Source organism: Magnetococcales bacterium (assembly GCA_015228935.1).
In the GTDB taxonomy this organism is placed as follows: Bacteria; Pseudomonadota; Magnetococcia; order Magnetococcales; family DC0425bin3; genus HA3dbin3.
On sequence record JADGCO010000179.1, the window covers coordinates 1 to 4,018 of the forward strand.

Here is a 4,018-nt window from a genome sequence, read left to right on the forward strand (position 1 = left end):
CCGCCAGGAGGAAGGGCAGAGCCGCTTCCTCCTGGACCTCCATCCCAGTTTTTCATTCGTTCTTTTTGAAATTAACAAGTTATTAGACAGCCTCTCAGTGAAGGGACAGCACAGAAACTGTCCAAATAACCGTTTTGGACAAAAGTGAGGGATATACGAGGAGAAGCCCCATGGAAACTCTTTTATGGAACGAATCGCTGAGCGTAGGCTGTACCGAAATCGATAATGATCACAAGAAACTTGTCGGGCTTCTCAATAATCTGATCGTCGCCGTTTCCGAAAACAGAGGCCGCGATGTCGTGGGTAAGGTTCTGAACGATCTGCTCAGTTATACCGCATGGCACTTCCGGCATGAGGAACGACTCATGCAAACCTATCGCTACGAAGGCATCATCGCCCACAAGAACGAACATGCCGAACTGATCGGCCATGCGGACAGCCTGCGCAGGCAGTTCCAAGAAAAAGAAGTGGATATCACCCAGGAAGTGATCGATTTTTTGAAACAGTGGCTAACCCACCACATTCTGGAAACAGACCTGCACATGGGACGATTTCTGGAACAAAAAATGGGGGCCGGTGGCAAGGGTTGATCGTGACTACTGCCCATTGGAAACCCGCACCAGGTGATCCAGCTTTCCTCTGGCCCGGCCATCATTGATGGCATGCTGGGCGGCCTGGATGCCTTGTGCAATATTGTCAACATGGCCCACGACATGGAGCGCTGCGGCTGCATTCAGCACGACAACATCACGTTTGGGACCTGGCTCTCCTTCCAGAATATGACGGGTGATGGTGGCGTTGCTTTCCGCATCCCCGCCGCGCAGGGCTTCGAGAGATGTGGAAGAGAGGGAAAACTGCTCAGGGGTGATGGAGTATGTTTTGACGGTCTGATCCGGAAAAAGTTCGGCCACCTGGGTTGGACCCGTGAGGGTGATTTCATCCAGGCCATCCGAACCATGGACGACCATGGCACGCTGGGATCCCAGACGCCCCAGCACCCGCGCCATGGACTCCACCCGGGAGCCATCGAACACCCCGATCAATTGAAATGGAGCGCCGGCTGGATTGGTCAGGGGACCCAACAGGTTGAACAGGGTACGAATGGCAATTTCCTGCCGGGGTCCAAGGGCATGACGCATGGCACCATGGTGACGCGGTGCAAACAAAAATCCCATGCCCACTTCGGCCAGACATTTTTCCACGGTTTGCATGTCGGCTTCGATATTGATACCCAAGGCCTTCAGGACATCGGCAGAACCGCTTTTGGAGGAGATGGAGCGGTTGCCATGTTTGGCCACGGTCACGCCGCAAGCGGCGACGACAAAGGCGACCGTGGTGGAAATATTGAAGGTTCCGGAGGCATCACCACCCGTCCCACAGGTATCCACAACACGGCCCGGGGCACGCACGGTCACGGCTTTCTGGCGCATGGCCATGGCCGAACCGGCAATCTCATCCACGGTTTCACCTTTCATGCGCAGGGCCGTCAGATAGGCACCAATCTGGGCATCTGTCGTTTTGCCGGACATGATACGGTCCATGACCTGACGGGCCTCTTCCTGACTGAGATCGCCCCGGGTCACAATCCGGGCAATGGCTTCCTGAATGTTCATGGACTCTTCTCCTGTCCGACATCTGGAAAATGACTGTACCAGGAAATGGCGTGATCCATTACGGCCATGGTGCGTCAATGGGATTAATGACTGTACCAGGAAATGGCATGATCCATCACGGCCATGGTACGTTAATGGGATTGTTGCAAAAAATTGCGCAACAAGTCATGACCATTGCGCGTCAAGATGGACTCGGGATGAAACTGAACCCCTTCCACATTCAGGTTTTGGTGTTTCAGACCCATGATCAGGCCGTCTTCAGTCCAGGCCGTTACCTTCAAGCAGATGGGCAGTTTTTCCCGATCCACCACCAGGGAGTGGTAACGGGTGGCCTCGAACGGATGCGGCAGGCCTGAAAAAACGCCGGTATTGTGGTGATGGATATGGGAAGTCTTGCCGTGCATGACATAGGGGGCACGCACCACCTTGCCACCAAATGCCTGACCAATGGCCTGATGTCCCAGACACACCCCCAGGATTGGAAAACGTCCGCTGCAATGCCGTACCACATCCAGGGTGATGCCGGCCTCGTCTGGCGTACAAGGTCCCGGGGAGAGGACAATGTGGGATGGATTCAGGCGGTTGATCTCGTCCAAGGTAATGGCGTTGTTGCGAAAGACCTGGACCTCCTGTCCCAACTCTCCAAAATACTGGACCAGGTTGTAGGTAAAAGAGTCAAAATTGTCGATCATCAGGACCATGGCCACCTACTCCAGATCATTTTGGACCATGTTGACCGCCCGGAAAATGGCCCGGGCCTTGTTCATGGTCTCGGCGTATTCACGGGCTGGATCCGAATCGGCAACGATACCGGCCCCGGCCTGGATGAAAAGGGTTGAATTTTTGATGATGGCCGTGCGAATGGTCAGGGCCAGGTCCATGAATCCCCGGGCAGTGATGTATCCGACAGAACCGGCATAGGGACCACGGCGGGTGGGTTCCAGTTCATCGATGATTTCCATGGCACGAATTTTGGGGGCACCACTGACCGTCCCGGCCGGAAACGTGGCGGCAATGACGGAAAAACTGTCCTGTCCAGGTCGCAAGCGTCCTTCGACATTGGACACAATATGCATGACATGGGAGTAGCGTTCAATGACCTTGATCTCCGTGACTTGCACGCTGCCGGTCACAGCCACCCGCCCCAGATCATTGCGACCCAGATCGACCAGCATGATATGTTCGGCAAGCTCTTTCGGATCGGCCAACAGGTCTTGTTCAAGGGCCTGATCTTCGGCTGTCGTGGCACCCCTTGGACGGGTACCGGCAATCGGGCGCACTGTGACCGTCTCACCTTCCTGGCGGACCAGAATTTCCGGACTGGAACCCACCAGGGCAAACGCATCCACCTGCAACAAAAACAGGTAGGGAGAGGGATTGGTCGTCCGCAAGGCCCGATAGAGAGAGATGGGCGGGTTGGCAAAGGGAATGGATAATCTTTGGGAAAGCACCACCTGCATGATATCCCCGGCAATGATATACTCCTTGGCTCGGGAGACCGCTGCTTCGAATTGGGCACGGGTCATTTCGGAGACAAAATCTCCTTCATCGACAGGCCGGACAGGATGCGATGCAGAAGGCACGACCAGGGGCTTGTGCAACGCAGCCACGGTTGCGGCAATCGTTTCCACAGCCTGCTGGTAAAGGGTTTCCAAATCCTGATCATCTGAAATCAAGACATTGGCCACAACGGTCATCTTGCCGGACAGATTGTCGAATACCACGACAATCCCGGGAACCATGAAAAAAATGTCCGGCAATCCCAACACGTCGGGATTGCCATTCGGAATATTTTCAAAATGGCGAACCACATCATATCCCAGGTATCCGACAGCGCCCCCCTGGAATGGAAAGGGCAGATCATCACCTGAGGATTGGAAGCCAAAAATAAATTCCTTCAGCGCCTGCACGGGATCCTGACTGTCCAGTGTGGTCGGAACGGACAGTTTCCGTTGGTGGATTTCCACTCTTCGCCCGAAGGCCTTGAACAAGGCCAGTGGCTGGGTTCCGATCACACTGTAGCGGCCCCATTTTTCCCCTCCCTGGACCGATTCCAGCAAAAAGCTGTATGGATCACTCCCCGCAACTTTGAGAAAGGCGGAAACCGGAGTATCCAGATCGGCCAGAATTTCCCGATAGACGGGTACCAGGCGGCTTTGCGCTGCCAATATCCGGAATTTTTCCAATGCCGGTTGAATCAAGAGGAAGACTCCCATCAGCAGGTTTGTCAGGATCCAGTTTGATTATTAACATTTCCTGGCCCACAAATCACCCCCTGCAAAAAAATCGAAATCGATTCCTTGACACGCGCTGGGCGATGGATTAAAAACGGATCCTCTTTGACGGACAGTGGGGCCATAGCTCAGCTGGGAGAGCGCTTGAATGGCATTCAAGAGGTCGGCGGT

General features: G+C 54.5%; 4 protein-coding genes. 1 reads left to right on the top strand and 3 read right to left on the bottom strand.

Features of this window, described 5'->3' with window-relative positions; all coding sequences use genetic code 11:
• Positions 1-170 precede the first annotated feature (170 nt).
• Positions 171-590, top strand: a complete 420-nt coding sequence (locus tag HQL65_20335; protein ID MBF0138583.1) for a hemerythrin family protein — start codon at positions 171-173, stop codon at positions 588-590.
• A 6-nt stretch (positions 591-596) separates the two neighbouring features.
• Here HQL65_20335 and trpD read toward each other — a convergent pair whose 3' ends face one another.
• The 3 genes from trpD to trpE all read right to left on the bottom strand — a co-directional run bounded on the left by trpD (position 597) and on the right by trpE (position 3,829).
• Positions 597-1,613, bottom strand: coding sequence for an anthranilate phosphoribosyltransferase (gene trpD / locus HQL65_20340; protein MBF0138584.1), 1,017 nt, complete (start codon positions 1,611-1,613; stop codon positions 597-599).
• 131 nt (positions 1,614-1,744) lie between these two features.
• Entirely contained in the window at positions 1,745-2,314 is a 570-nt protein-coding gene (locus HQL65_20345) for an aminodeoxychorismate/anthranilate synthase component II (protein MBF0138585.1), read from the bottom strand.
• A gap of 6 nt (positions 2,315-2,320) precedes the next feature.
• Positions 2,321-3,829, bottom strand: coding sequence for an anthranilate synthase component I (trpE, locus tag HQL65_20350; GenBank protein ID MBF0138586.1), 1,509 nt, complete (start codon positions 3,827-3,829; stop codon positions 2,321-2,323).
• Positions 3,830-4,018: the final 189 nt, after the last annotated feature.